Annotated in this window: 22 protein-coding genes; 15 read left to right on the forward strand and 7 right to left on the reverse strand. The window is 74.1% G+C overall.

Annotation, left to right across the window (positions count from 1 at the left end; genetic code table 11):
* Positions 1-51 precede the first annotated feature (51 nt).
* Positions 52-339, reverse strand: coding sequence for a DUF4235 domain-containing protein (locus ACA514_RS02840; RefSeq protein ID WP_375039385.1), 288 nt, complete (start codon positions 337-339; stop codon positions 52-54).
* A 125-nt stretch (positions 340-464) separates the two neighbouring features.
* Here ACA514_RS02840 and valS point away from each other — a divergent pair, with 125 nt between their 5' ends.
* The 3 genes from valS (at position 465) to ACA514_RS02855 (ending at position 5,005) form a co-directional block, all read left to right on the forward strand.
* Complete coding sequence (gene valS, locus ACA514_RS02845; protein WP_375039386.1) at positions 465-2,990, forward strand: valine--tRNA ligase; 2,526 nt, start codon at positions 465-467, stop codon at positions 2,988-2,990.
* Positions 2,991-3,099: 109 nt separating this feature from the next.
* Entirely contained in the window at positions 3,100-4,095 is a 996-nt protein-coding gene (locus ACA514_RS02850; protein ID WP_375039828.1) for an alpha/beta fold hydrolase, read from the forward strand.
* A 4-nt stretch (positions 4,096-4,099) separates the two neighbouring features.
* Complete coding sequence (locus tag ACA514_RS02855) at positions 4,100-5,005, forward strand: metal-dependent hydrolase (protein ID WP_375039387.1); 906 nt, start codon at positions 4,100-4,102, stop codon at positions 5,003-5,005.
* A 78-nt stretch (positions 5,006-5,083) separates the two neighbouring features.
* On the opposite strand, the gene ACA514_RS02860 is transcribed toward ACA514_RS02855, so the two are convergent.
* The 3 genes from ACA514_RS02860 to ACA514_RS02870 all read right to left on the reverse strand — a co-directional run bounded on the left by ACA514_RS02860 (position 5,084) and on the right by ACA514_RS02870 (position 7,515).
* On the reverse strand, positions 5,084-6,370 hold the full coding sequence (locus ACA514_RS02860; RefSeq protein ID WP_375039388.1) for a cytochrome P450: 1,287 nt from the start codon (positions 6,368-6,370) through the stop codon (positions 5,084-5,086).
* A gap of 93 nt (positions 6,371-6,463) precedes the next feature.
* The gene (locus ACA514_RS02865; RefSeq protein WP_375039389.1) at positions 6,464-7,171 is read right to left on the reverse strand and encodes a YidC/Oxa1 family membrane protein insertase; all 708 of its coding nucleotides are present in this window, start codon (positions 7,169-7,171) and stop codon (positions 6,464-6,466) included.
* Positions 7,172-7,215: 44 nt separating this feature from the next.
* Complete coding sequence (locus tag ACA514_RS02870; RefSeq protein ID WP_375039390.1) at positions 7,216-7,515, reverse strand: DUF6412 domain-containing protein; 300 nt, start codon at positions 7,513-7,515, stop codon at positions 7,216-7,218.
* Between the two features lie 186 nt (positions 7,516-7,701).
* On the opposite strand from ACA514_RS02870, the gene dut reads away from it, so the two are divergent.
* A complete protein-coding gene (gene dut, locus ACA514_RS02875) occupies positions 7,702-8,175 on the forward strand; it encodes a dUTP diphosphatase (protein WP_375039391.1) in 474 nt (157 codons plus the stop codon).
* Positions 8,176-8,178: 3 nt separating this feature from the next.
* Positions 8,179-9,003, forward strand: a complete 825-nt coding sequence (locus ACA514_RS02880; protein ID WP_375039392.1) for a DUF3710 domain-containing protein — start codon at positions 8,179-8,181, stop codon at positions 9,001-9,003.
* A gap of 219 nt (positions 9,004-9,222) precedes the next feature.
* Here ACA514_RS02880 and ACA514_RS02885 read toward each other — a convergent pair whose 3' ends face one another.
* Complete coding sequence (locus ACA514_RS02885) at positions 9,223-9,924, reverse strand: PIG-L deacetylase family protein (protein WP_375039393.1); 702 nt, start codon at positions 9,922-9,924, stop codon at positions 9,223-9,225.
* Positions 9,925-9,967: 43 nt separating this feature from the next.
* Between ACA514_RS02885 and ACA514_RS02890 the strand changes: the two genes are divergently transcribed.
* The 7 genes from ACA514_RS02890 (at position 9,968) to ACA514_RS02920 (ending at position 18,975) form a co-directional block, all read left to right on the forward strand.
* Positions 9,968-14,089 (forward strand): HEAT repeat domain-containing protein, encoded by a 4,122-nt coding sequence (locus tag ACA514_RS02890; protein ID WP_375039394.1) that lies wholly within the window; start codon positions 9,968-9,970, stop codon positions 14,087-14,089.
* Positions 14,090-14,116: 27 nt separating this feature from the next.
* Positions 14,117-14,452, forward strand: coding sequence for an SdpI family protein (locus tag ACA514_RS02895; RefSeq protein ID WP_375039395.1), 336 nt, complete (start codon positions 14,117-14,119; stop codon positions 14,450-14,452).
* A gap of 129 nt (positions 14,453-14,581) precedes the next feature.
* The gene (locus ACA514_RS02900) at positions 14,582-15,394 is read left to right on the forward strand and encodes an ABC transporter ATP-binding protein (RefSeq protein ID WP_375039396.1); all 813 of its coding nucleotides are present in this window, start codon (positions 14,582-14,584) and stop codon (positions 15,392-15,394) included.
* A 1-nt stretch (position 15,395) separates the two neighbouring features.
* On the forward strand, positions 15,396-16,751 hold the full coding sequence (locus ACA514_RS02905; protein WP_375039397.1) for an FtsX-like permease family protein: 1,356 nt from the start codon (positions 15,396-15,398) through the stop codon (positions 16,749-16,751).
* Positions 16,752-16,866: 115 nt separating this feature from the next.
* On the forward strand, positions 16,867-17,691 hold the full coding sequence (locus ACA514_RS02910) for a hypothetical protein (protein WP_375039398.1): 825 nt from the start codon (positions 16,867-16,869) through the stop codon (positions 17,689-17,691).
* A gap of 65 nt (positions 17,692-17,756) precedes the next feature.
* Complete coding sequence (locus ACA514_RS02915; protein ID WP_375039399.1) at positions 17,757-18,179, forward strand: OB-fold nucleic acid binding domain-containing protein; 423 nt, start codon at positions 17,757-17,759, stop codon at positions 18,177-18,179.
* 61 nt (positions 18,180-18,240) lie between these two features.
* Complete coding sequence (locus tag ACA514_RS02920) at positions 18,241-18,975, forward strand: DUF3159 domain-containing protein (protein WP_375039400.1); 735 nt, start codon at positions 18,241-18,243, stop codon at positions 18,973-18,975.
* Positions 18,976-19,062: 87 nt separating this feature from the next.
* Here ACA514_RS02920 and ACA514_RS02925 read toward each other — a convergent pair whose 3' ends face one another.
* The gene (locus tag ACA514_RS02925) at positions 19,063-19,722 is read right to left on the reverse strand and encodes a potassium channel family protein (protein WP_375039401.1); all 660 of its coding nucleotides are present in this window, start codon (positions 19,720-19,722) and stop codon (positions 19,063-19,065) included.
* The gene (locus ACA514_RS02930; RefSeq protein WP_375039402.1) at positions 19,722-20,387 is read right to left on the reverse strand and encodes a potassium channel family protein; all 666 of its coding nucleotides are present in this window, start codon (positions 20,385-20,387) and stop codon (positions 19,722-19,724) included. Before ACA514_RS02930 ends, ACA514_RS02925 begins: the two co-directional genes overlap by 1 nt.
* A gap of 225 nt (positions 20,388-20,612) precedes the next feature.
* Here ACA514_RS02930 and ACA514_RS02935 point away from each other — a divergent pair, with 225 nt between their 5' ends.
* From ACA514_RS02935 to ACA514_RS02945, 3 genes are all read left to right on the forward strand, one after another.
* Entirely contained in the window at positions 20,613-22,646 is a 2,034-nt protein-coding gene (locus tag ACA514_RS02935) for an APC family permease (RefSeq protein ID WP_375039403.1), read from the forward strand.
* Positions 22,647-22,713: 67 nt separating this feature from the next.
* Positions 22,714-24,030, forward strand: coding sequence for a class I SAM-dependent RNA methyltransferase (locus ACA514_RS02940; RefSeq protein WP_375039829.1), 1,317 nt, complete (start codon positions 22,714-22,716; stop codon positions 24,028-24,030).
* 80 nt (positions 24,031-24,110) lie between these two features.
* Positions 24,111-25,298 (forward strand): GNAT family N-acetyltransferase, encoded by a 1,188-nt coding sequence (locus tag ACA514_RS02945; protein ID WP_375039404.1) that lies wholly within the window; start codon positions 24,111-24,113, stop codon positions 25,296-25,298.
* Positions 25,299-25,324 lie beyond the last annotated feature (26 nt).

Below are 25,324 nucleotides of genomic sequence, written 5' to 3' on the forward strand. Positions count from 1 at the left end.
GCCACGACGCCGTTCCGGCCCTCGACGGGGCCGCATGATCAGACCGCCGGGCTAGGCGTCCACCTTCAGGTGCGACGGCAGCTCGCCGGTGCCCTTGTGCCACTGGTGGACCGCGGCCCGGGTGGCCACCAGCCGCGCGATCTCCACGCCGACGCCCACCACCACGGCCCAGCCGATCGCCTCCGCCAGCGCCACGTCCGGCGACTCCGGATTGGTCGGCGGCTCCTTGCCGGTGGTCTTCTTCCACGCGAGCGTGATCGCCTTCTTCGTGACGAAGCCGCTCGCGAAGGCCGCGGCGCCGGCCATCACCCGATAGCCGATGTCGCCTTTGTCCGCCATTATCGTCCTCCAGTCGTCCTGTCGCCCCCGACGCTACCGGAACGCCCCGCTCCGGGCGGGAAGGGCCGCCGCGTCGGCGCGGGCGGGTGGCCTGCGGGCGGGGCCGATGTCAATACCATTGCCCTATGACAGAGCAGCCGCGTACGCCGAGCGTCCCTTCCAAGCCCTCCCTGGACGGCCTGGAGGACAAGTGGGTACGCGCCTGGGAGGACACCGGCGTCTACCGCTTCGACCGCACCCGGCCGCGCGGCGAGGTCTACTCGATCGACACCCCGCCGCCCACCGTGAGCGGCTCCCTCCACGTCGGCCACGTCTTCTCCTACACCCACACCGACACCGTCGCCCGGTTCCACCGCATGCGCGGTCGGGCGGTCTTCTACCCGATGGGCTGGGACGATAACGGGCTGCCCACCGAGCGGCGCGTGCAGAACCACTTCGGCGTGCGGTGCGACCCGTCGCTGCCCTACGACCCCGGCTTCGAGCCGCCGGCCAAGCCCGACCCGAAGAAGCAGCTCCCGGTGTCGCGGCGCAACTTCATCGAGCTGTGCGAGCGGCTCACCGAGGTCGACGAGAAGGCGTTCGAGGAGATGTGGCGGACCGTCGGCCTGTCGGTCGACTGGACCCACCTCTACACCACGATCGGCGACGTGTCCCGGACGGCGTCGCAGCGCGCGTTCCTGCGGAACCTGGCGCGCGGCGAGGCGTACGTGTCGGAGGCGCCGACCCTGTGGGACGTGACGTTCCGGACGGCCGTCGCGCAGGCCGAGCTGGAGGACCGCGAGCAGCCGGGCGCGTTCCACCGGATCCGGTTCCACGGCGGCGAGCGGCCCGTCTACATCGAGACGACGCGTCCGGAACTGCTGCCCGCGTGCGTCGCGCTGGTCGCGCACCCCGACGACGAGCGGTACCGCGAGCTGTTCGGCACGACCGTCCGCACGCCGCTGTTCGGCGTCGAGGTCCCGGTGCTGGCGCACCGGCTCGCCGAGCCCGACAAGGGGTCGGGCATCGCGATGATCTGCACGTTCGGCGACGTCACGGACGTCACCTGGTGGCGCGAGCTGGACCTGCCGACCCGCGCGGTGATCGGCTGGGACGGCCGGCTCGCCGCCGAGCCGCCGGCGGGCGTTCCGGCGGAGCCGTACGCGGAGCTGGCCGGCAAGACGGTGTTCTCCGCCAAGGAGCGCGTCGTCGAGATGCTGCGCGAGTCCGGCGACCTGGACGGCGAGCCCCGCAAGATCAGCCGGCCGGTGAAGTTCTACGAGAAGGGCAGCAAGCCGCTCGAGATCGTCACGACCCGGCAGTGGTACATCCGCAACGGCGGCCGCGACGCCGCGATCCGCGCCGAGCTGCTCGCGCGCGGCGCCGAGCTGAACTGGCACCCGCCCTACATGAGGGCCCGCTACGAGAACTGGGTCGAGGGCCTCAACGGCGACTGGCTGATCTCCCGGCAGCGGTTCTTCGGCGTGCCGATCCCGGTCTGGTACCCGCTGGACGGCTCCGGCGAGCCGCGCTACGACGAGCCGATCGTCCCGCCGGAGGACGCGCTGCCCGTCGACCCGTCCTCGGACGTCCCGCCCGGCTACACCGAGGAGCGGCGCGGCAAGCCGGACGGCTTCATCGGCGACCCGGACGTCATGGACACCTGGGCCACGTCGTCGCTGACGCCGCAGATCGCGGGCGGCTGGGAGCGCGACGCCGACCTGTTCTCGCGGGTGTTCCCCTACGACCTGCGGCCGCAGGCGCACGACATCATCCGGACGTGGCTGTTCTCGACGGTCGTCCGGGCGCACCTGGAGCACGGGTCGCTGCCGTGGACCGACACCGCGCTGTCCGGTTGGATCCTCGACCCGGACCGCAAGAAGATGTCGAAGTCCAAGGGCAACGTGGTCACCCCGATCGACCTGCTGCGCGAGTACGGCTCGGACGCCGTCCGGTACTGGGCGGCGAGCGGCCGGCCGGGCACCGACACCGCGTTCGACACCGGCCAGATCAAGGTCGGCCGGCGGCTGGCCATCAAGATCCTCAACGCGTCGAAGTTCGTGCTGGGGCTCGGCGAGGTCGACGCGGACGCGGCGGTGACCGAGCCGCTGGACCGGGCGATGCTGGCCGCGCTGTCCAAGGTCGTCGAGGACGCCACGGAGGCGTTCGAGGGCTACGACTACACGCGCGCCCTGGAGCGCACGGAGCGGTTCTTCTGGGAGTTCTGCGACGACTACCTGGAGCTGGTCAAGGCCCGCGCGTACGGGGACGGCCCGGAGGCGCAGTCGGCGCGGGCGGCGCTGCGGGCGGCGCTGTCGGTGCTGCTGCGGCTGTTCGCGCCGGTGCTGCCGTTCGTGACCGAGGAGGTCTGGTCGTGGTGGCGGAGGGGCTCGGTGCACGCCGCGTCCTGGCCGCTGCCGGCCGAGCTGCCCGCGGGCGGCGACCCGGCGGTGCTCGCCGCGACCGGCGAGGCGCTGCGGCAGGTCCGCAAGGCCAAGTCGGAGGCGCGGGCGTCGATGCGCGCGGACGTGTCCCGCGCGGTGGTGCGCGGCGCGGAGGCGGGCCGGATCGCGCGGCCGGATCTGGCCGCCGCCGGCCGGATCGCCGAGCTGACGCTGGAGAGCGCGCCCGCCGGGCTGACGGTGGACGTGACGCTGGCGCCCGCCGGCTGAGCCCCGCGGCGTAGGCAGCCGATCGGGCCCGTTGGCCGCCCCGGCCCCCTCTTGACTTTCGTTCGACCCCGTCATCATATTAGACCCCGAGTCTAATTGGGTGGTGGCGATGGACGTGATGCCGCGCGGCGAGGCCGCCGCGAGAACCGCGCAGGTGCAGGTGAAGCACCGGCGCGTGAAGGCGGACGGGGTGAAGCTCGCCGTCCGCGAACGGGGGCCGCGGACGGCCCCGACGGTCGTGCTGGTGCACGGCTACCCCGACAGCGCGGTGGTCTGGGAGCCGATCGCGGATCTTCTCGCCGAGGACTTCCATGTCGTGAGCTACGACGTGCGCGGCGCCGGAGGCTCGTCCCGGCCGCGCCGGACCAGGGCCTACGCCATGGAGAACCTCGCCGCCGACCTGCGCGCGGTGATCGACGCGGTGTCGCCCGGCCGCCCCGTCCACCTGGTCGGCCACGACTGGGGCTCGGTGCAGGGCTGGGGCGCGGTCACCGGCGACGCCGTCGCGGGACGCGTCGCCTCGTTCACCTCGATCTCCGGGCCGTGCGTCGAGCACTTCGGGCAGTGGGTGCGCGACCGGCTGCGGCGCCCGACGCCCCGCAACGTCCTGCAACTGGCCGGGCAGTTCGCCCGCTCCTGGTACCTGGTGTTCGGCGCGATCCCCGGGGTTTCGCAACTCGCCTGGCGTCTCGGGGGCGCCAGGATCTTCCCGGTCGTGATCGAGCGGATGGAGGGCGTCGAGGGCTGGCACGGCGACACCTTCCAGAAGGACGCGCTGTACGGGATGAAGCTCTACCGCGCCAACGCGGTCCGCTTCCTGCGCCCCGGTTCCATGGCGACGACGGACGTCCCGGTGCAGGTCATCGCGGCGACACGGGACGCGTTCGTCTCGCCGCACCAGTCCGAGGACCTCACCCGCTACGTCGACCGGCTCTGGCGGCGGGAGATCCCGGCCGGTCACTGGGGCGCCGTCCGCAAGGAGCCCGCGCAGGTCGCGGCCTGGATCGCCGAGTTCGCCCGGCACACCGAGGGCGGTCCCGAGACGGCCGGGCTGCGGGACGCGCAGGTGCCCGTCCAGGGCGAGGTCGTGGCGGCGGGGGAATGACGGCATGAGCGAGATCGGCGAGATCGACGAGCGGCACCCCGCCATCACCCCGCGCCGGGTGCGGTTCGACTGGGCGGACACGCCGCTGCACTGGATCCCCGGCGAGCCGGTCGCCACCCACTTCATCAACGTGCTGCACCTGCTCCTGCCCGCCGGCGAACGGTGGTTCGTCCACGTCTACAAGCAGACGCTGCCCCTGGTGGAGGACGACGAGCGCCTCTACCGGGAGGTCAAGGGCTTTATGGGCCAGGAGGCGGTGCACGCCTACTCCCACCAGGGCGTCCTGGACCGGCAGATGCTCGCGCAGGGCCTCGACCCGCGCCCGCTGACCGGCCGGATCGAGTGGATGTTCAAGCGGATCCTCGGCGACCGCTGCCCGGTGCCGCTGGTGCCCCGGCGCCGCTGGCTGGTCTTCCGGATCGGGATCATCGCCGCGATCGAGCACTACACGGCCGCGCTCGGCCAGTGGATCCTCGACGCCCGCGCGCTGGACGACGCCGGCGCCGACCCGACGATGATGGACCTGCTGCGCTGGCACGGCGCCGAGGAGGTCGAGCACCGGTCCGTGGCGTTCGACGTGTACCAGCACGTCGCCGGACGGTACTGGCTGCGGTTCATCGCGTTCTTCATCGGCGTGCTGGCGATGCCGCTGATGGTCTACGTGGGCGCCGCGTACCTGTGCCGCGCCGACCCGGCGCTGAAGGGCGTCCGGCCGCGGATCCGCGACTACCGGCGGGCGGTGCGGCGCGGGCTGTTCCCCAGCAACCGGTTCATGGTCGCGGCCGCGCGCGCCTACCTGCGCCGCGACTACCACCCGTCCGCCGAATGCTCCACCCAGCGCGCCCTCGACTACCTGGCGGTCTCCCCGGCGGCGCGCGCCGCGGGCTACGCGGGACGGCCGGGGACGTGAGCCGCGGCGGGCCCGGACGCCGTAAATCCGCGCCACGCCGGCCGGGCCCGCCGCACCCTTCCCGCCTGCCGCCGGGACTCACAGCGCGCAGGGCAGATGCTTGATCCCGTTGATGAAGCTGGAGAACAGCCGGTCCGGCTCGCCCGTCGCGCGGATCTGCGGCACGCGGGTGAACAGCTCCCGGTACATCACCGTGATCTCGCGGCGGGCGAGGTTCGCGCCGAGGCAGAAGTGCGGCCCGGGCCCGCCGAACCCGACGTGCGGGTTCGGCGAGCGGGTGATGTCGAACGCGTCGGGGTTCTCGAAGACCGTCCCGTCCCGGTTGGCGGAGTTGTAGAAGAGCAGGACCTTGTCGCCCGCCTTGTACTCGTGGCCGTTCATCACGTGGTCGCGGGTCAGCGTCCGGCGGAACTGGATGACCGGCGTCGCCATCCGGACGATCTCCTCGACCGCGCCCGGGATGTGCGCGTCGAAGTCCTCCAGCAGCAGGGCGCGCTGCTCGGGGTTGTCGGTGAGCAGCTTCAGCCCGTGCGACATGGCGTTGCGGGTCGTCTCGTTGCCCGCCACCACCAGCAGGATGAAGAACGAGCCGATCTCCTGGTCGGTCAGCGACTCGCCGTCCACGTTCGCCGCGATCAGCGCCGACACCAGGTCGTCGCCGGGATTCCGGCGGCGCTGCCGGGCCAGCTTCATCGCCAGGTGGTTCAGCTCGTACCCGGCCGCCAGCACCTTGAGCAGCCCGTACAGCGCGCCCATCCGGGTGATGCCGTCGCGGGTGAAGTCCCTGCCGCCGGTGTACTCGGGGTCGCCGAGGCCGAGGATGAGGTTCGTCCGGTCGTACACCGTCGGGCGGACGTGCTCGGGGATGCCCATCATGTCGCAGATGACCTGGAGCGGGAGCCGCGCGGCGACGTCGGTGACGAAGTCGGCGGACCCCTTGGCGACCAGCTCGTCCACGATCCGGGTGGCGCTCCGCTGGAGGTCGTCCTCCATCTTCTCCAGGACGCGCGGGGTGAACGCCCGCGACACGATCCGGCGGATCTTGGCGTGCCGCGGGTCGTCCATGTTGATCATCGAGCCGAAGTAGCGGGCCAGGAAGCGCGGCAGGTCGGCGATGCTGTTGGAGCACGGCTCGCTGCTGAAGATCTGCGGCGACCGGCTGGCCTCGACCACGTCGGCGTGCCTGGCCAGCGCGTAGAAGCCGGCGCCCGACCTGACGAACGGCAGCTTCAACTCCGGGAAGAACGCCGGATGGTCCAGCTCCCGCAGGCGGGCGAAGGCCGCCAGCCGCCGGTCCTGGGGTTCCGCCCAGAACTCCAGCGTGGACAGGTTGCCGTCGATCGTGTCCCGTGCCGCGGTCGTCACAACCGCTCACCGCCTTCGGCGCCGTGGCCAGAATCTGGTTCGGTTTCTATCGAAGCGACGTTCCCCGTGCGTCGTCAAGGCGACCCGGGCAATTCAGGCCGCCGGCGCCACGATCCTCCGGTGCAGGACCGCGCGCTCCACGGCCGTCCACGTGCCGGACGCCAGCAGGTACAGCCCGGCCGCCAGCGGCATGAACACCGCGAACACCACCGTCCCGAACGGCGCGACCCGTGCCAGGACGCCCGCCGCCCCCGCCGGGGCCGTCCCCGCGGCCCGCCGCGACGACCACACCGCCAGCGCCATCAGCAGCGCGAGCAGCCCGAGGAACACCAGCGACGGCGGCGCGAACAGCCCGCCGCCGACCAGCCCGATCCAGTTCTGCCCCAGCGGCGCCCCCAGCAACGTGTGCGCGAGCAGCGCGTTCTGGTGCCCGGCCACCGTCGCCGACCGGAACAGCCGGTACATCACCATGAAGAACGGGATCTGCGCGAACATGGGCAGGCACCCCGCCAGCGGTGTCGCCCCCTCGGCCTCGTAGAGCGCGGCCGTCTCCCGCTTGAGCCGCTCGGGGTCCTTCTTGTGGCGCTGCTGCAGGTCGCGGACCTTGGGCAGCAGCCGCGCCCGCGTCCGCTCGCCCTCGGCGGCCGCGACGGCGAGCGGCAGCATCGCCAGCCGCACCAGGAGCGTGAACACGATGATCGCCATGGCCGCGGCCATCGGCCCGGCGACCGGGTGAACGCCGCCGGCCAGGCCCGTGACGAGGGCGTACGCGATCGGAACAGGAGCATCGAGCAGGAACATGACGGCCTTCCGGTAAGAGGAGATCGACGGCGTGCCGGCCGCGCTCAGGCGGCCGCGATCTCCGCTCCCGGTGCTCGCGGACGGGGGCGCCCCGCCGCGTCCGGGTCGCGCTGCGGCAGGAAGGCCGTCCGCAGCGTCCGTTCCCGCAGGGTCGTCCGCACCCGCGCCAACGTCGCCCGATGCCCGCGGCGCGCCACGTGGACCCGCAGCGCCGCCAGCATCAGAAGTCCCGCCACGGTGAACGCCGCCAGCGTCAGCAGCGCCGGCTGTCCCGGCGCCGCCACGGCCCATTCGGCCACGGCGAGCACCCGCAACAGCGCGGCGATCACCAGCGACCAGACCATGGAACGGACCTTCCTGACGTCACGGACGTCCCCAGTCTCTCACCCGTCCGCATCGTCCGGCGCGGGCCGCCGTGAAGATGGCGGGCGCGGCGGCGTTTCAGGGACGGGCCGGCGCGCACGTCCCGGTATTGTCGGGTGGCTTCTCGGCGGGACCGCCGGAATGCTCCCGAAGGCGAGGTGGGACCGTTGGGCAAGGTCGACGTACTGATCAAGCGGCTCGATCCGGAGCTGCCCCTGCCGCAGTACGCGCACCCGGGCGACGCCGGCGCCGACCTGGTCGCCGCCGAGGACGTCGAGCTGGCGCCGGGGGAGCGCGCCGTGGTGCCCACGGGCATGGCGATCGCGCTGCCCGACGGCTACGCCGCTTTCATTCACCCCCGGTCCGGTTTGGGCGCTAGGTTGGGGGTGACCATAGTCAACGCACCCGGTACGGTCGACGCCGGCTATCGGGGTGAGATCAAGGTGACCCTGCTGAACACCGACCGCCGCGCCGCGGTGCGGTTGCGGCGCGGCGACCGCATCGCGCAGATGGTCGTGCAGCGGGTGGAGCAGGCTGTGTTCCACGAGGTCGCCGACCTTCCCGGATCGGCACGCGGAGCCGGCGGATTCGGTTCCACGGGCGGGTTCGTCGATAATGAGCACAGTCGAGAAGGAGCGTGAGTCGTGGCTTTTGGACGTCGCCGGCAGGCCGAGGAGCCCGCGGAGGAGACCGAGGTGACCGAGGAGTCGGCGGAGGCCGCCGCCGAGGACGCCGAGGAGGACTCCGCCGCGGCGGGCCAGGCCGAGGGCGGGCCGTGGGACTCCGAGGACTCCTTCCCCGAACTGCAGCGCCTGGACTTCGGCTCCATGCAGGTCCCGATCGCGCCCGGCCTCGGGTTCCAGGTGAACTTCGAGGCCACCCAGGTCGACGAGGAGGGCAACCCCCTCGACGGCCGGCCGGTCGCGGTGCTGGTGCAGTACGAGGAGAGCGCCATGCAGCTCCAGGTGTTCGCCGCGCCCAAGCGCAGCGGCATCTGGGAGGACGTGCGGCGCGAGACCGCCAAGGACATCCAGGAGGAGGCGCAGGGGCAGACCCAGGAGGGCGAGGGCCCGTTCGGCCCCGAGCTGCTGGCGATGATCCCCGCCGCGCTGACCGAGGAGGTCCTCGCGGAGATGCCGCCGGAGGTCCGCGAGCAGATCCCGCAGGAGTTCGTCGAGCAGGGCTGGGCGCCGCAGATCATCCGCTTCCTCGGCGTGGACGGCCCCCGCTGGTTCCTCCAGGCCGTGGTGCAGGGCGCCGCGATCGAGGACGAGGAGCAGTGGCAGGTCCTGGAGGACGTGCTGCGCGGCGTCGTCGTCGTCCGCGGCGACGCGCCGATGCCGCCCCGCGACCTGCTCGAGCTGAAGATCCCCAAGGAGTTCAGCGAGGCCGGGGAGGACGGCGAGGAGGGCGGCGAGCAGAACTTCAACCCGTTCGAGCGCGGCCCCGAGATCACCGAGGTCCGCTGACCCCGGCCCGCCGCCCTACCGGGCCACCCCGCCCGCCCGGCCGTGCGCCGCTTTTCGGACGCACGGCCCGGCGGGTTTGTGCGTTCGGCGGGCATCCGCTCCCTTGCGCCCTGCGCCCGACGGGTGGTCAATCGGGGCATGTCGAAGAAGACGCGGAAACGCCGGGCCCGCAAGCGCAATAAGCACAACAAGGGCAAGCGCCCCAACGCCCGGCACTGATCAGGTCTCGATCATCTCGAAGGGCATGGCGTGCCGGACGCCGGCCGCGCGCCCGGCCGGCTCGACGACGCCGGTGAGGAACGCGGCGGCGTCGAACCCCGCGCCGAGGTTGCCGAAGTACACCTCGTGCGCCAGCAGCGAGTCGATGCCGTCCTGGAGATGGCCGGTCACGTCCACGTAGTGCGTGGCCTGCGGCGACCCGCCGAACAGCGCGAACCGCACGCCCTGCCACGGCTCCAGGCCGAGGTCGCGGAACACCCAGCGGTTCGCGGCGTCCCGGATCGCGTCCGCGACCGCGAGGCCGAGCACCCGGTGGTCGGCCATGTTGAACCCGCCGCCGGGGAAGGTCTCCCGGAAGTTCACCGACAGCACGACCTCGGGCCGGTGCCGCCGGATCGCCGCCGCGAGGACGCGCCGCAGCGGCAGCCCGTACTCCAGCACGCCGTCCTGCAAGTCGAGGAACTCGACGTTCTCGACGCCGACCCGCCGGGCCGCCTCGATCTGCTCCAGGGTGCGGACGCGGCGCACCTCGTCGGGGTCCATGCCGTCGATGCCCGCCTCGCCCCGGGTCGCCAGCACCTCCGTCACGGTCTTGCCCTGCGACGTCCACTTCGCGACCGCCGTCGAGCCGCCGTACTCCAGGTCGTCGGGGTGCGCGACGATCGCCAGCGCCCTGTCCCAGTCCTCGGGTACCGGTTCCATGACCCCATCCTGGCGGACCGGGCGGCCTCCTAGGATCACCGGCATGACCTCCGTGCCGGAATCCGTGCGCCTCGCCGGCCTCGCCGACGCCGGGATCGCGGCGGACCCGGCCGGACCGGCCGGCGCGCCGCCGCCCGCCCTGGACGGGCCGCCCGAGGCCGCGCTGGCGCTGGCGCGCCTGCACCTGCGGGGCCGCGCCCGGTCCTGGCCGGACTGGCGGTCCGCCGGCCTGCCCGCCGCGGTCCGGATCGCCTGGCTGAGCGCCGAGCTCGCCGCGGGCCGCGCGAACGTCCGCGACGAGCCGGCCGGCGAACCGCTCTACCAGGCGGTGCGCGCGCTCCGCGCGGCCGACGCCGCCGATCCCGGGTCCCTCGTCCGGGATCTCGCCGCGCGGCCCGACGCCGTCCTGCGCGCCGAGGCCGCCCGCCTCGTCCGGGACGCCCTGCACGCGGCCCTGCTGCCGCCCCGCACGGTCCGGGAGATCCTGGCGGGGCTCGCCGCGGACGTCCCGGACGCGCTGCGCGAGCTGGCCGAACGCTGGGCGGCGCTCGACCCGCTGCCGCACGAGCGGGTCCGCCGGTACCTCGAGACCGGACCGGTGGACGTCGTGATCGACGTCGCGGCCCGGCACGGGCACCGGGACCTGCTCCGCGACACCGCCGCCGACCCGTCCCGGCCCCCGCTGCCGCGCCGCAGGGCGCTGGAGATGCTCGGCGACCTCGCGGGCCGCGACGACGTCGACGCCCTGCTCGCGACCGCCGTCCAGGACCCGCCGCTGCTCGCCGGACCCGCCGTCACCTGCCTGCAGGGCCTGCACCGGCGCGGCCACTTCCCCGCCGGACGCCACGTCCCCGCGATCATCGCGCTGGCCCTCGCCGACCGGCGCGTCCCCGCCGCCGACGTCGCCGCGGTCCTGTTCCCCCGCCGAGGCGACGCGTTGCGGGAGCTGACCGCGGCGGGCGGCGGGTCCTGGGACCGCCGGCTCGACCTGCTCGTCGCGCTCGACGCGCAGGGCGCGCCGGGACTCGGCGTGGCGGACGCCGTCGCGCGGCAGGCGCGGGACGTCTCCGACCCCCGCCCGTTCCTGCGGGCGCTCCGCGAACTGCGGGACCCGGCGGCGGAGGAGACCGTCCTCGCGCTGCTGCCCGCCGCGCCCCGCGAGGCCCTCGACGCGCTCGAAGCCGTCGGCGGCCCCCGGACGGCCGGCGCGCTCTGGACCGGGCTCGGCCTGGACGGCGGCGACATCGCCCCGCACCTGTCCCCGTTCCGGCACCGCGCCCTGGAACTGCTGTGGCACCTGAACCGCGATCCCGGCCGGCGCCGCGCCCTGCTGGACCGGCTCGATCCCCGCGACCTGCCGCGCCGCGTCGCCGACGACCTCGGCGGGCCGGACCCCCGCGAACTGGCCGTGCTCCGCGCCGCGCCCGATCCCGGCGACCCCGCCGGGGCGCTGCGCCGGCTCGCCCGCAACGGCGACGCGACCACCCTGCCCGCCGTCGCCGACCTGCTGCTGCGCGTCGTGTCCGGTCTGGCCGCCTCGTGGACGCCGGGCGACCCGGGCCCCGAGCCCGCCGTCCCGGACGACGTCGCGACCGCCGTCCGCGGCCTCGGCGAACGGCTCTTCCGGCGCGGCGCCCTGCGGCCGCGCTGCCTGCTGGACGCCGACGAGCCGGCCGCCGCCGGGAACGCCCTGCTGGCGAGCACGGTCCTCGACCTCCTCGACCGGCCGGGGCTCGCCACCGCCGAGCAGGCGATCCTGCTCGGCGTCCTGCGCGATGCCCCGTACCGGCGGACCAGGGCGCGCGTCCACCCGCTGCTCCGGCACCGCGACGGGCGCGTCCGCGGCCATGCGATCGCGCTGTTCTCCACCGACGCCGCGGGCGCCCGGGTGCTGTCGGCGAGCCTGGTCAGGCTGGTCTCGGGGGACGATCCGCCGACCGTCCGGCAGGCGTTGCGCGCCCTGGCCGAGGCGCGCGCGACCTGGGCCGCCGCCGCGATCGCCGGCTGCCTCGACCATCCCGACATGAGCGTCAAGAAGACGGCGGCGGAGGCCCTCGCGGTGGCGGGCGGCCCGGCGGCCGTCCCGAAGGCGCTGTTCTGGCTGGGCCGCCACGACAACCCCGGCCTGCGCGACCACCTCACGGAGGCGCTGCGGGCCGTGCTCGGCGACGCGGCCGCCGCCGTCGTCCTCGCGGCGGCGGACCAGGCCGACGTCGACCGCACCCGCACCCTCCTGCACGCCGCCCTGCCCGCCCTCGCCCCGGACGCACGGCGCACTGAAGAGGAGCGGACCGCCGCCGATGTTCGGGCTCTCGTGGAGCACGGGTGGGACGCCGCGATCGCTCGCCGCGTCCTCGACGCGTGGGCGCCTGGCAAGGTGCCCCTCGCCGGATCGCGTCCGCTGCTGCCCCACTGGCTCGACCTCGCCGCGTCGGACCCGCGTGCGCTGCGACTCGTCGTGGACATCTGCAGCCCACCGTGGACGGCGACGGAGCTGGAGATCTTCGCGCGTTCCGCCGCGCTCCTCGTCGAGGCCATGGTCGTCGACGCGGCGCCTCGCGGAGGCGACGGCGCGTTCCCGAACGGAAGGCGGCTTCGGGAGCTGGTGACGGCGGTGGTGCCGCGGCTCGGGGCGGGGGAGAGGTACCGGATCACCCAGCGGGTGCGGGCGCTGCCGCCGAGCACCGCGTCGATCGTCGTGCTCGGGCTGTGCAAGGCGGTCGTGACGAGGGACGACCTCGATCGGTCGCTCGCGGCGGCGCGGCACGGCACCGATCCGGCGGCGGAGGAGGAGGCCGTCCTGCGCGCCGCCTTCACACAGGAGGCACTGGAAGGGACGGACGCCGCACGCGAGGCGATCAGGCACGCGGTCCGTGATCCCGAAGCGCTGCGGCGGCTCCGCGACCGCGCGGACGGGCCCGTCCCGAACCTCCTGGACGCGCTGGTCGGGGCCTTCCCGGACGCTCCTCGCGATGCGCGGCCGGCCCTGCTCGACTGGATGGAAGCGCTACGGCCGCTCGGCACCGAGCCCCGCACACCGCCGGAGACTTGCGAAGAGACCGGCACGACGGCGCCCCGGCCCGACGGTCTCGACCAGCCGCCGTCCGCAGCGCAATGGCGGCGCCTGACGGCGATGCTGAACGACGGCCCGGCCGACCAGCGGGCGCAGGCGGCCCGCGCGCTGCTCGACTGGCCGGAGCCCGAGGGCGGGCGCGCGGTCCTCCGGGCGTTCCTGGACGGACGGGACGGCGTGCCGCCCTCGCGCGAGCTTGCGCACGTCCTCCTGGACGAGCCCGAGATCCTCGACGGTGACCGCTTCGTCCGCCTGGCGGCGTATCTCTACGGAGCGGATCTCGACCGGTTCGTCCCTGCCCTGGTGTCGCGCTGGGAGCAGGGAGACGCCAGGGCCCGCGAGGTGCTGCGGCAGGCGTCCACCGACGCCATCGCCGGTGCGATCGCCGAGCGGCTCGCGGACGGTGCGTGGGGGCTGCTCGACCTGATCGCCGGCCGGAAGGCGGCCCGCACACCGGCGCTCGACCGGGCGCTCAGGCGCCTCCGCGCCGACGGACGCGACGACCTGGCGGACCGGCTCGTCCTGACCGACGGCTCGCTCCGGCCCCCCGGAGCCGCCGAGGAGGACGCGGCCACGCTGGCGGCGATGCGGCGGCACGAGCCGGCCGCGGCGGGGGAACCGTCGCGGGCGCTGCTGTTCCGGCAGGCGGCGGGCGGCGGCGCGAGGGAGGTGCGGCGCGCGCTCGCGCGCCTCGCCGAGCGCCGCGAGGACGGGCTGGAGGAGCTGCTCGCCGAGCTGATCGGGCACCGCGAGACGAAGGTCAGGCTGCACGCGCACCGGGTGTCGCGCCGGGTGCTGAGCCGGGCGGCGTACCTGGACCAGACCGTCCGCCTGCTGGACGATCCCGTCCCCGAGGTCGTCCGTTCGGCCATCCGGACGCTGAGCCACGCGGCCTGGGAGCCCGCGATCCCCGGGCTGGTCGGCCTGCTCCTGCACCCGAACCCGCATGTCCGGCGGGCCGCCGGGGACGGGCTCGTCCGCATCGGCGCGGCGGCGGTCCCGGCGCTCCGGCACGCCGCCGGGCGCGCCCGACCCGACCTCAAGTCCCGCTATACCGCCCCGTTGGAGCAGATCAACGGTGCGGGAGCATGATGGTCACGGAACATCGAGGGGGCGGGGTTGGACATCTATCTGGGGGTCCTGCTGATCGCGGCGGGCGCGCTGCTCGCGGTGGTGGGCGAGCTGACCGCCGGCGGCCGGATCGGGCGCAACCACTTCGCCGGCATCCGCACCCGGCAGAGCATGAGCGACGACGAGTCGTGGCTGACCGTGCACCGGGCCGCCCGCCCGTGGATGCTCGGCGCGGGAATCGTCCTCGCGGTCGCGGGCGTGGTCGCGCTGGCGGTCCCGTCGCAGCTCGCGGCCTCCGCGTCGGCCGGGATCGGGGCCGTCCTGACAGGCGTCCTGGCGCTGAAGGGGACCGCCGCAGGTCACGCCGCACTGCGCCGGAGATAGCGCCGCCCGGGGGTGGGGTTTTGCCTACCCCGACCGGCGTGCTGGACCCATCCTCCGCGGCCTCCGCCGTCCGTAACTTCATCTCCAGAAGCGCTCCACGAGGGGGCGCCGGGCGAAGAGGTGAAGGCGATGTTCGGACGCAAGGCGCACCCGGTGGGGGCGGTCCCGTCCCCGGGTGAGGCGCTTCGGCTGGAGGACGTGCGGAAGGTCTACGGCGCGGAGGGCAACCGGGTGGTCGCCCTGGACGGGGTGTCGCTGTCGCTGCCGTCCGGGTCGTTCACCGCGGTGATGGGCCCGTCCGGGTCGGGCAAGAGCACGCTGCTGCAGTGCGCGGCGGGGCTGGACCGGCCGAGCGCCGGCCGGGTCGTGGTGGACGGCGCCGAGCTGTCCGGCGACGGCGAGGCGGCGCTGACGAAGTTCCGGCGGCAGCGGATCGGGTTCGTCTTCCAGCAGTTCAACCTGCTGCCCACCCTGACCGTCATGCAGAACGTGACGCTGCCGCTGAAGCTGGCGGGCCGCCGCGTCGACCGGGACCGGGCGCGGGAGGTCCTCGGGCGCGTCGGGCTGGGCGACCGGCTCGGGCACCTGCCTGCGGAGCTGTCGGGCGGCCAGCAGCAGCGCGTCGCGATCGCGCGGGCGCTGGTGACCGAGCCGCGGATCCTGTTCGGGGACGAGCCGACCGGTGCGCTCGACACCCGCAGCGCCCGCGAGGTGCTCGGGCTCCTGCAGGAGGCCGTCCGGGTCTACGGGCGGACGGTGGTGATGGTGACGCACGACCCGGTCGCCGCGGCGCACGCCGACGCGGTGCTGTACCTGGCGGACGGGCGGATCGTCGGCCACCAGGCCGCGCCGACCGCCGAGGCCGTCGCCGAGCGGATGACGCACCTGGCCGACGAGGTCGAGCGGCAGCGGATGTCCGCGCGCACCCAGGCGGGGGTGTGACATGTTCGGTCTGGCACTGCGCTCCCTGCGCAAGCGCGCGAGCGCGTTCACGGCGAGTTTCCTGTCCATGTTCCTCGGCTCGGCGATCATCATGGCGTTCGCCTCGATGTTCGACACGGCCGAGGCGAGCGGGGCGACCGGGCAGACCCGGTCCACCCTCACCACGATGGCGACGGTGGTCGGCGGCTGGGGACTGCTGCTGGTGGTCTTCGCGGTCACCTCCACGCTGAGCCTGTCGGTGCGGCAGCGGGCGGCGGAGATGGCGCTGCTGAAGAGCGTCGGCGCGACGCCGGCGCAGCTCACCCGCATGATCGTCGGCGAGGCGGCGGGCCTGGCGGTGGCGGCGGCGCTGCTCGGCGTCATCCCGGGGGCGCTGGCCGGGCGCGCGCTGCTCGGGCTGCTGCACGGCACCGACCAGGTCCCCGACAACGTGTCCTACTCCTTCGGGACGGTCGCGCTCGGCACCGGCGTCGGCGTCACGCTGGCGTCCGCCGCGATCGCCGCACTGATCACCGCGCGCCGTGCGGGCCGCGTCCGCGTCACCGAGTCGCTGATGGCGGCGGCCGTCGACAAGGGGCGGCTGAGCAAGAAGCGCGCCGTGTTCGCCGGGCTGTTCTTCTTCCTCGCGGTGGACGAGGCCGTCGTGACGATGACGATGATGCGCGGCAAGGGCAGCGACGCGATGGCGACGTCCGGGCAGGCCGACATCCTGGCCGCGATCGGGCTGGCGCTGCTCGCCCCGCTGATCGTCCGGCGGGCGACGGCGCTGCTGGCCGGCCCGCTGCGGGCGTTCGGCGTCGCCGGGGACCTCGCGGTGACCAACCTGCGGCGCCGGACGGGCGCGATGGCGTCCGCGGTGACCCCGGTCATCCTGTTCACCGGCATCGCCGTCGGGACGCTGTTCCTGCAGGCCACCGAGAACGCCGCGACCGAGGAGTCGGGCCTGGCCGCGACCGCGGAGCAGAAGGACATCGCGACGCTGAACCTGGTGGTCATCGGCATGGTGGTGCTGTTCGCCGCGATCATGCTGGTGAACACGCTGATCGCGGCGACCGCGCACCGGCGCCGCGAGTTCGGCCAGGCCCGGCTGGCGGGCGCCACCCCGGCCCAGGTGCTCGGCACGGTGGCGCTGGAGTCGGCGGCGCTGACCGTCATCGGCGTGGTGTGCGGGACGGTCGCCTCGGTCTTCACGATCGTCCCGTTCGGCGTCGCCCGCCGGGGCTCGGCCGTCCCGGACGGCAGCGTGTGGATCTACGTCGGGGTCGTCGCCCTGGCCGCGGCGCTGACCGGCGTCACGGCCCTCGGCTCCGCCCGCCGCACCCTCCGCACTCCGGCCGTGGAGGCCGTCACCGCCTGACCGGACCCGTTCACCAGCGGCGAGTCGTCGTCATGGGCCTTCCCCGTGACGGCGACTCGCCGCTGGTCGATGGATGGGGTTATGCTGGGTGAGCACTCACTCATTTGGAGGGGACATGGACGGAGCGGCCGGCGCGGTGCGCGGCGGGCTTCCGCTTGCGGACGCCGCGCGAGCGGTCCCGGGCCTCTGGACGGGCGGACGGGGGATCGAGCGCGCCTGCTACGCGGCCGGCGGGCTGCTGATGCTCGGCGGGCTGTTCCATCTGCTGGTGTTCGCCGTGGACGGCGGCCCCTGGACCGGCCCCGTCTCCTGGCGCAAGCCCGTCACGTTCGGCCTCTCGTTCGGGCTGACGCTGATCACCATCGCCTGGGTGGGCTCGTTCGTCCGGCTCGGGGAGCGCACCCGGCGGGTGCTGCTCGGGGTCTTCGCGGCCGACTGCGTCGCCGAGGTCGCGCTGATCACGACGCAGGCCTGGCGGAGGGTCCCGTCCCACTTCAACATGGAGACCGGGTTCGACACGCTCGTCACGCGCCTGCTCGCCGCGGGCGGCGCCATCCTGGTGATCACGCTCGTCTGGCTGACCGTCGCCGCGTTCCGCGCGAACCCCGGCACCGCGCCCAGCATGCGGCTCGCGCTGCGCGCCGGGTTCGCCGCCCTCATGCTCGCGCTGGCGTCCGGCGCCGCGATGATCGCCCGGGGGGTGGCCGAGGCGCAGGGCGGCCACCAGCAGGCCGCCTACCACGTCGCCGGCGCGCTCAAGCCCGCGCATTTCGTGACGATGCACGCCATCCTGGTGCTGCCGGCGCTGGCCTGGCTGCTGACCTTCACCGGCCTCACCGAGGGACGCCGCGTCCGGACCGTCGCGCTCGCCACCGCCGCCTACGGCGTCGCGGCCGCCGCCGTCATCGTGGTTTCCGCCGTCCGTTTCGCCGCCGGCTGAGACGGGAGTTTTCAGCGGCAGGTCCACCGGTCCGATTCGCACCGTGATGCCATACGCTTCCACTTATGGACGACGTTTCGGCCCGCACACCGCCGGAGACCGGCCCGGCCCCGCCGGACCGGGGCAAGGGCGGGCTGCGGCGCTTCCTGCGGCGCATGGGGGCGAGCAAGGCCGAGCTCGAAGCCGAGGAACTGCAGAAGACGACCGGTGACGAGGGCGCGACCCCCATCACCGCATGTTCGGCGCGCAAGCGGCACTGCGTGGCGGGTACGCTGCGTACGGTGACCCTCCGGCCGCGGGGCGGTGCCCCCGCGCTGGAGGCCGAGCTCTACGACGGCACCGACGTGATCAACCTGGTCTGGCTCGGCCGGCGGCGGATCGCCGGCATCGACCCGGGCCGCCGGCTGCGCGCCGAGGGGCTGGTCAGCGTGCAGGACGGCCGCAAGGTCATGTTCAATCCGCGATACGAGCTGCGCGGCGGTTCCTGATCCGGCCGCACCCTGCGGTACCGGGGGCCGTCCTCCGCGGCGACACGGCCTGGAGTGCGATGTGAGCGAACGGGAAGCGACACAGGCGGCGGCCGGCGCGCACGCGGCCGGCCCCGCGGCGGCGCCCGGCGGGGACAGCGCGCACGACACGGTCGAGGCGGCGGTGCGCGCCCAGCTCAGCAAGGCGCTCGGCGGCCTCCGCGGCATGATCGAGGCCGCCGTGCCCACCATCGGCTTCACCGCGACCTACGTCGCCGCCAAGGACATCAAGCTCGCCGTCGGCGTCGGGGCCGGCGCCGCGGTGGTGCTGCTGGTGCTCCGCCTCGTGCAGCGCACCAGCGTCCAGTTCGTGCTCAACAGCCTCGTCGGCATCGCGATCGCCGCGTTCTTCGCGCTGCGCACCGGCAAGGCCGAGGACGCGTTCCTGCCCGGCATCATGCTGAACGCCGGCTACGCCGCCGCGATGATCCTCTCGATCGTGGTGCGCTGGCCCATCGTCGGCTTCATCATCGGCTCCGTCACCGGCGACCCGACCGCCTGGCGGTCCGACCCCGGCATCGTGAAGCTGTGCTCCCGGCTGACCTGGCTGCTGGTGCTGCCGTGCGCGCTCCGGGTCGCCGTGCAGTACCCGATCTACCTCGCCGCCGGCGACCAGAGCGGGCTGCTCGGCCCCGCGAAGATCGTGATGGGCTGGCCGCTGCAGGTCGCCGCACTCGCCTCCATGGTGTGGCTGCTCGCCCGCGGCCGCACCCCGCTCCCCGCCGGCGCGGGCCCCGACGAGCCCGAGGCCGCCTGACCCGCCGCCGGCCCGCGCGACCCGCCGCCGGCCCGGCCGGCCCCGCCGCCGGCGGTGAGGGGACGGGCCCGCCGCCCCCTCCGCGCCTCACCGCCCGCCGAGCAGCTCCGCCAGCTCGTCCTCCACGTCCTGGACGGCCACGAACATCAGCTCGTCGCCGGGCTCCAGCGTGTCGTCGGGCGTCGGCACCAGCACCCGCCCCTCGCGCAGGATCGCCACCAGCGCGGTGTCGCGCGGCCAGCTCACCGACCCGACCCGCTCGCCGCCGAGCGGCGCGTTCTCCGGCAGCGTCAGCTCGACGAGGTTCGCCTCGCCCTGCCGGAACGTCATCAGCCGGACCAGGTCGCCGACGCTGACGGCCTCCTCCACCAGGGCCGACAGCAGCCGCGGCGTGGACACCGCGACGTCCACCCCCCACGACTCGTTGAACAACCACTCGTTGTTCGGGTGGTTGATCCGCGCCACCACCCGCGGCACCCCGTACTCGGTCTTGGCGAGCAGCGACACCACCAGGTTGACCTTGTCGTCGCCGGAGGAGGCGACCACCACCTGGCAGCGCTCCAGCGCCGCGTCGTCCAGCGCGGAGATCTCGCACGCGTCGGCCAGCAGCCACTCCGCGCGCGGCACCATCTCGACCTTGATGGCCTTCGGGCTCTTGTCGATCAGGAGCACCTCGTGGCCGTTCTCCAGCAGCTCCTGGGCGATGGAGCGCCCCACGGCCCCGGCCCCGGCGATCGCGACCCGCATCAGGAGCCCTCCTCGTTCCGCGCCGCGACCGCGGCGTTGATCCGCTCGACCTCGTCGGCGCGCGCGATGATGTGCACGATGTCGCCGTCCTGGATCACCGTGTTGCGCTCCGGCACGAGCGCCTCGCCCATCCGGGACAGGAACGCCACCCGGCAGTTCGCGTGCTCCTCCAGCGCGCCCACCTTCTCGCCGACCCACAGGTGCCCGGAGTCGAGCTCGGCGAGCAGCACCGCGCCGGTCGGGTCGCGCCACAGCGGTTCGGCGCCCTCGGGCAGCAGCCGGCGCAGGATCTGGTCGGCCGTCCAGCGGACGGTCGCCACCGTGGGGATGCCGAGCCGCTGGTACACCTCGGCGCGCCGGGGGTCGTAGATCCGGGCCACCACGTTGTCGACGCCGAACGTCTCGCGGGCCACCCGGGCCGAGATGATGTTGGAGTTGTCGCCGCTGCTGACGGCGACGAACGCGTCCGCGTTCTCGATCCCCGCCTCCACGATCACGTCGCGGTCGAAGCCGAACCCGGTGATGCGGCGGCCCTTGAAGCCGCTGCGCAGCCGGCGGAACGCCTCCGGGCTCTGGTCGATGATGGCCACGGTATGGCCCTTGTCCTCGAGGATGTGGGCGAGCGTCGACCCGACCCGCCCGCACCCCATGATCACGATATGCACGGCCGTTCCCTCTTCCGTCCAGGGGGGACGTCCCCCCTGTACCCCCCGCGCCGTGCACGGCATCCGCCGCCGGTCCGCCGGCGCCGTGCTGCACCCGAGGATCGCTTCCCTGAATGATCCCTGCCGGGCTGCAAAACTACACATCCGCCCAGGCGAGCACTACCCGCCCGGCCAGAGGCCGGGGGCGGGGGAGCATACCGGGCGGACGGGCTAGGCTCTCCTTCCGTGTCAAAGGTTCCGGACCTTGCGAAGCGGCTCATCCTCGGCCGCGCCCTCAGCAGCGCTCAGCAGAACGAGCAGCTGCTGAAGAAGAGGGTCGCGTTGCCGATCTTCGCCAGCGACGCCCTGTCGTCGGTGGCGTACGCCCCCCAGGAGATCCTGCTCGCGCTCGCCGCCGCCGGACTCGCCACCTACCACTACACCCCCTGGGTCGCCGCGGCCGTCGTGGTGATCCTGCTCACGGTCGTGGCGTCGTACCGGCAGAACGTCCGGGCCTACCAGAGCGGCGGCGGCGACTTCGAGGTCGCCACCACCAACCTCGGCGGGAACTGGGGCGTGGTCGTCGCCAGCGCCCTGCTCGTCGACTACGTCATGACCGTCGCGGTCTCGGTGTCGTCCGGGGTGGAGAACCTCGGCGCGCTGCTGAAGTTCATGCAGCCGCACGAGGTGGCCGTCGCCATCGGCATCGTCGTGCTGCTCACCATCGGCAACCTGCGCGGCCTCAAGGAGGCCGGCGTCGCCTTCGCGGTCCCGACCTACCTGTTCATGTTCTCGATCGTCGCCATGCTGCTGTGGGGCATCGCCCGGCTGGTGCTGGGCACGAACCTCGACGCCGAGACCGCGCACTACGAGATCCACGGGGACGAGACGGGCGTCGCCGGGTTCGCCCTGGTGTTCCTGCTGCTGAGGGCCTTCTCCTCCGGCTGTGCCGCGCTCACCGGCGTCGAGGCGATCAGCAACGGCGTGCCCGCGTTCCGCAAGCCCAAGGGCGAGAACGCCGCCAAGACCCTGCTGGCGCTCGGCGTCGTCGCGATGACGATGTTCGGCGGGGTGACCGCGTTCGCCTACATCACGCACGCCAAGTTCGCCGCGCCCGACCAGGGCAGCCATCTGGTCAACCCGGCCACCGGCAAGGAGGTCACCGACGCCGACCCGGTGATCGCCCAGGTCGCGCACTCGGTGTTCAGCAACTTCGAGGTCGGGTTCGGGCTGGTCACCGTGATGACCGCGCTGATCCTGTTCCTCGCCGCCAACACCGCGTTCAACGGGTTCCCCGTGCTGGCGTCGGTGCTCGCGCAGAACCGCTACCTGCCGCGCCAGCTGCACACCCGCGGCGACCGGCTGGCCTTCAGCAACGGCATCATCATCCTGGCCACCATGGCCGGGCTGCTGATCTACGCCTACGACGCGTCGGTGAGCCGGCTGATCCCGCTGTACACCGTCGGCGTCTTCGTCTCCTTCACCGTCAGCCAGGTCGGCATGGTCCGGCACTGGAACAGGCTGCTGGCCGCCGAGACCGACGCGGCGCAGCGTCGGCGGATGCGCACCTCCCGCGCCATCAACGCCTTCGGCGCCACCCTCACCGGCATCGTCCTCGTCGTCGTGCTGCTCACCAAGTTCCTGCTGGGCGCCTACATCGTGTGCATCGCGATGCCGCTGCTGTTCCTGCTGATGCGGGCGATCCGGCGGCACTACGACCGGGTCGCCGAGGAGCTCGTGCCCTCCGGCGAGGACGTGGCGCTGCCGGCCCGCAACCACGCGATCGTCCTGGTCTCCAAGATCCACAAGCCGACGCTGCGGGCGCTGGCCTACGCCCGCGCGACCCGCCCGTCCTCGCTGGAGGCCGTCACGGTCGCGGTGGACGCCGAGGAGTCGCAGCGGCTCCAGCAGGAGTGGGACGCCCTGGACATGCCGGTCCCGCTGAAGATCCTCGACTCCCCGTACCGGGAGATCACCCGGCCCGTGCTGGCCTACGTGAAGAGCGTCCGGCGGCGCAGCCCCCGCGACGTCGTCACCGTCTTCATCCCCGAGTACGTCGTCGGCCACTGGTGGGAGCAGCTGCTGCACAACCAGAGCGCGCTGCGGCTGAAGGGGCGGCTGCTGTTCCAGCCCGGCGTCATGGTCACCAGCGTCGCCTGGCAGCTGCACTCCTCCGACCGGCTGAAGGGCCGGCTGGAGCCGCCCGGGCCCGGCTCGTCCCGGCGCCCGCCGCGGGTCGAAGCGCGCCCGCCCGGCGGTAGTGTTGCCGACCGTGACTGAACGCGACGAAGTCGCGCCGGGCGCGGAGGGACGTTCCTCCGCCGCGGGCGCCGACAGTGAACCGGACATGCTCGAACTCGAGGTCGGCAACGTCGCCAACGGCGGGTTCTGCGTCGCCCGGCACGAGGGCCGCGTGGTGTTCGTGCGGCACGCGCTGCCGGGCGAGCGGGTGCGGGCCCGGGTCACCGACCGCACCAAGAACTTCCTGCGCGCCGACGCCGTGGAGATCCTCGAGGCGTCCCCCGACCGGGTCGAGCCGCCCTGCCCCTTCGCCGGGCCGGGCCGCTGCGGCGGCTGCGACTGGCAGCACGCCTCGCTGCCCGCGCAGCGCGCCCTCAAGGCCGCCGTGGTCGAGGAGCAGCTGAGCCGGCTCGCCGGGATCACCCGCACGGTCGTCGTCGAGGAGGTCCCGTACCCGGTGGACGGCGAGGTGACGCCGCCGCCGGGCCTCGGCTGGCGGACCCGCGTCCAGTTCGCGGTCGACGGCGGCGCGGTCGGCCTGCGCCGGCACCGCTCGCACGACATCGAGCCGGTCGACGAGTGCCTGATCGCGCACCCCGGCGTCGAGCTGATGGGCATCGAGCGCAAGCGCTGGCCCGGCGCGTCCGGCGTCGAGGGCATCGTGTCGGCCACCACCGGCGACCGCCTCGTCGTGCTGCGCGGCCGGGACCGCCGCAAGATCCGGGTGCCCCGGCTGGACGTCCCGGTCCGGCTGGTGCGCGGCAAGCCCGAGCCCGGCGCGAACCTGCCGTACGTCCGCGAGAGCGTGTCCGGGCGGCTGTTCCAGGTCAGCGGCAGCGGGTTCTGGCAGGTCCACCCGGGCGCGGCGCAGCTGCTCGCCGACGCCGTGCTCGACGCGCTGGAGCCCAAGCCCGGCGACATCGCCCTCGACCTGTACTGCGGTGTCGGCCTGTTCACCGGCGTGCTCGCCGACCGGATCGGCCCCGGCGGCCTCGTCGTCGGCGTCGAGTCCGACGGGCAGGCCGTCCGCGACGCCCGGTTCAACCTGCGGGACCTGACCAACGTCTCGATCGAGCGCGGCCCCGTCGAGGAGGTCGTCGCCGACCTGGAGTTCGGCCGCGCGGCCGGCGCGGGGAAGGCGCAGAACAAGCGCGGCGGCGGCCACCAGGGCGGCGCCCGCGTCCGCCGCGCCGACGTGGTCGTCCTCGACCCGCCGCGCGCCGGGGCCGGCCGCGACGTGGTCGGGCAGATCACCCGGATCGCCGGCCGCAAGATCGCCTACGTGTCCTGCGACCCCGCCACGCTCGCCCGCGACCTCGGCTACTTCAGCGAGCTCGGCTGGACGCTGGAGACCCTGCGGGCCTTCGACGCCTTTCCGATGACCCAGCACGTGGAGTGCCTGGCCACCCTCGTCAGGGGCTGAGCCCGGCCCACCGGAGCGGGCGGCCGGAGCGGGCGGGGCGCGGCCGGAAAACCTGTTGCGGCGGTGCCTACGCTGGGTGAATGACCGATCTGGAGATCAGGGACGTCCCCGAAGACGACCTGGACCAAATGATCGACTTCTCCGGCCTGGTGTTCCACCAGCGCATCCGCGACCGCGACTACGACCGCTGGCGCTGGATGATGCGGCGCGCCGAGCGCATCGGCGCCCGCGTCGGCGACGTGCGGGCGGGGCAGCTCGCCGCGCTGCCGATGCGGCTGGCCGTCCCGGGCGGGACCGTCGCCTGCTCGGCGGTCACCGCGGTCGGCGTGCTGCCGACGCACCGCCGCCGCGGCGTGCTGTCCGCCATGATCGAGCGGATGCACGCCGACGCGTCCGCCGCCGGCCGGCCGGTCGCCGCGCTGTGGGCGTCCGAGGGCGCGATCTACGGCCGCTACGGCTTCGGCCTCGCCGACCGGGCCGTCGAGCTGGAGGTCGACACCTCCCGCCCGCTGGCCCTGCGCACCGAGCCCGACCCGCGCCCGCTGCGGCTGGTGGCCCCCGCCGACGCCCCCGCCGTCCTCGGCCCGCTCCACGAGGCCGCGCTGTCGGGCCGCCCGGGCGGGCTGGTGCGCGACGGCGAATGGTGGAGCCGCAACGTCCTGCCCGAAGAGGAGCTGAGCGACGAGCGGCTGACCGCACCGCGCGTCGTGGTGCATCCCGAGGGCTACGCGATCTACCGGACGGGGCAGGGGGCCGTCCGGCTGGAGGACCTCGTCGCCACGGACGCACGGGTCGAGGCCGCGCTCTGGCAGTACCTCGCCGACATCGACCTCACCTCGCGGATCAAGGCGCCGAGCCGCCCGGTGGACGATCTGCTGCCGCACATGGCCGCCGACCCCGACCAGGTCAAGGTGACCGGCGCGTACGGCGCGCTGTGGCTGCGCCTGATTGACGTCCCGGCCGCGCTGCGGGCCCGGTCGTGGGCGTCCGCGGGCACGTTCGTGCTGGACCTGGCGGACGCCAGGATCCCCGCCAACCACGGCCGGTGGCGGCTGGCGACCGGCACCGCGCCCGCCTGCGAGCCCACCGCCGACGCCCCGGACCTGTCCCTGAGCGCCGCCGACCTCGGCGCGGTCTACCTGGGCGGGAACCGGCTGTCGACGCTCGTCCGCATCGGCGCCGCCACCGAGCACACGCCCGGCGCCGCCGCGCGCCTGGACGCCGCGCTCGCCGTCCCGCTGGCCCCCTACACCAACGACGACTTCTGATCCCTCGCGGGAGCGCGCTGGAGCCC

The sequence above is a fragment of the Actinomadura sp. NTSP31 genome, from assembly GCF_041951385.1.
In the GTDB taxonomy this organism is placed as follows: Bacteria; Actinomycetota; Actinomycetes; order Streptosporangiales; family Streptosporangiaceae; genus Spirillospora; species Spirillospora napierensis.